Consider the following 2,105-nt stretch of genomic DNA (forward strand, 5'->3'; position numbering starts at 1 on the left):
CGCTGCATCGAAGCCTCGCACCGTATCGTAGCGCGCGCAGTCCGCGATCGGCGGGGGGGTGGGCGTGAGGTCAACCACCACGGCCCGAGCGCGCCCCGGTGGGGGGGCCCCGGGTCCGGGCCGGGACCCCGCGGGGACGGGTACCCCCCCCGGCGCGCTTCCCCCCGCGGCCGCCGCGGGTGCGGTCCGGGGCCGGGTGCGGACCGCCTCGGGCCCCCGACCGCGTCGCGTGATCGACGTCGACGCGCTGCTCGAGGGCGTGCTGGCCGACCGGCGGCCCGTCCTGGCGCGGGCGATCACCCTGCTCGAGTCCACCAACCCGGCGCACCGGGAGAAGGCGCAGGAGCTTCTCCTGGGCGCGCTCCCGCACGCTGGCGGGGCGCTGCGGATCGGCATCACCGGCGTCCCCGGCGTCGGGAAGTCCACCTTCATCGAGTCGTTCGGGCTCTACCTGGTGGAGCGCGGGCACAAGGTCGCTGTCCTCGCCGTCGACCCCTCCTCCACCCGGACCGGCGGCTCGATCCTCGGCGACAAGACCCGGATGGCCACCCTCTCCACCGAGCCCCGCGCCTACATCCGGCCCTCACCCACGTCCGGCACGCTCGGCGGCGTCGCCAAGGCCACCCGCGAGACGATGGTCCTGTTGGAGGCCGCGGGCTTCGACGTGATCCTGGTGGAGACCGTGGGGGTGGGACAGTCCGAGGTGACCGTCGCGGGGATGGTCGACTGCTTCACCTTCCTCACCCTGGCCCGCACCGGGGACCAGCTCCAGGGCATCAAGAAGGGCGTGCTGGAGCTGGCGGACGTGGTGGCGGTCAACAAGGCCGACGGCCCCCACGTCAAGGACGCCAGGCGCGCCGCCCGTGAACTCGCGGCGGCGCTGCGACTGGTCCGGCCGACCGACGCCACGTGGAAGGTCCCCGTCCTCACCATCTCGGGGCTCGAGGGCGAGGGCCTGGACGACTTCTGGACCGCCGTCCGTTCGCATCAGGACACCATGGCCGCGATCGGGGAGGTCGAGGCCCGCCGGGCCCGCCAGCAGGTCGAGTGGACCCGCTCGATGGTGCACGACACGCTCATGGCGCGCCTCGCCGCCGACCCCGACGTCCGCCGCGTCGCGCCGGAGGTGGAGCAACGGGTCCGCGAGGGCACCCTCACGGCGGCCCTCGCGGCCCAGGCGATCATCGACGCCTTCGACTCCTAGCGCGCGCCCCGGGCTCACTTCCCGAGTGCCCCGCGGCATGAGCCGGGCCCTCGGTGCGGTCAACGCTTGCGCAGGACGAACCCGACCGCGCTCATGTGACGGTCGTGGGTCGTGAAGGTCTTCCGCATCGCCAGGACCCGACGACGCGCATCGGCATCCCGGATGAGATTGCGGACGATCCGCGCCATGCCGACCAGCCCCTCGTCCTCCAGCATCCGCCTGGGCTGCAGCAGCGCCATGGGCCGGAGCTCGGTGCGCTCGACCTCGAAGCCTGCCCCGTCGAACAGACGGGTCCACTCGGCCACGGTGAGCGGGCGGGCGTTGACGCGGATCGACCGGGCGAGGTCCTTGCGGATGCTCGTCTTGATCTCGTCGTCCAGGTCGTCGGGCACCAGGCACAGCTCGTGCACCAGGTAGTGTCCACCGGGTTCCAGGACCCGGCCGGCCTCGGCCACGATCTGCTGCTTGGCCGCATCTCCCTGCATGGTGAGCATCGCCTCGCCCACCACGATGTCCGCGGCGCCGGTCTCCAGTCCGGTCTCCTGCGCGGTGGCCACCACGAGGTCGCCGCGGCCGCCGATGGCGTCTCGGGTGACTTCGACCGCCTCGGGGTCGGAATCCACGCCGGTGTAGGAGGCGGGGCCGGAGTCGAGCAGGAGCGTGGCGGTGAGGCCGAGCCCGGGGGCGAACTCCACCACGCGCCGACCTGCGACGCTCGTGGCCGAGACCAGCCACTCGGACAGCTCTCGGCCTCCGGGACGCAGGACCTTCTTGCCCACGCGTGCCAGGAGCCAGTGGCCGGCGACCGACTCCGCGTCGCGGTCGTGTTGGGGGAGCGGGATGGTGGTCATTCGGGCGTCCTTCCTCGGGCGTCGCGGGCGCGACCAACTAAGGTTAGGCT

2 protein-coding genes are annotated in these 2,105 nt (G+C 73.2%); one reads left to right on the forward strand and one right to left on the reverse strand.

Features of this window, described 5'->3' with window-relative positions:
- Positions 1 to 229: 229 nt before the first annotated feature.
- Positions 230 to 1,204 carry a methylmalonyl Co-A mutase-associated GTPase MeaB gene (meaB, locus tag Q0444_RS09490; protein WP_367179751.1) on the forward strand — a complete coding sequence of 325 codons (975 nt, stop codon included), beginning with the start codon at positions 230 to 232 and terminating at the stop codon, positions 1,202 to 1,204.
- 59 nt (positions 1,205 to 1,263) lie between these two features.
- On the opposite strand, the gene Q0444_RS09495 is transcribed toward meaB, so the two are convergent.
- Positions 1,264 to 2,055: a class I SAM-dependent methyltransferase gene (locus tag Q0444_RS09495; RefSeq protein ID WP_291083627.1), complete on the reverse strand. Its 792-nt coding sequence runs from the start codon at positions 2,053 to 2,055 to the stop codon at positions 1,264 to 1,266.
- Positions 2,056 to 2,105: the final 50 nt, after the last annotated feature.

The organism is uncultured Dietzia sp. (assembly GCF_937873725.1).
Classification (GTDB): Bacteria; Actinomycetota; Actinomycetes; order Mycobacteriales; family Mycobacteriaceae; genus Dietzia.

Bases quoted from the DNA above. Each gene is read 5' to 3' on its own strand.
- Q0444_RS09495 (WP_291083627.1), bottom strand. From the start codon at position 2,055: ATGACCACCATCCCGCTCCCCCAACACGACCGCGACGCGGAGTCGGTC.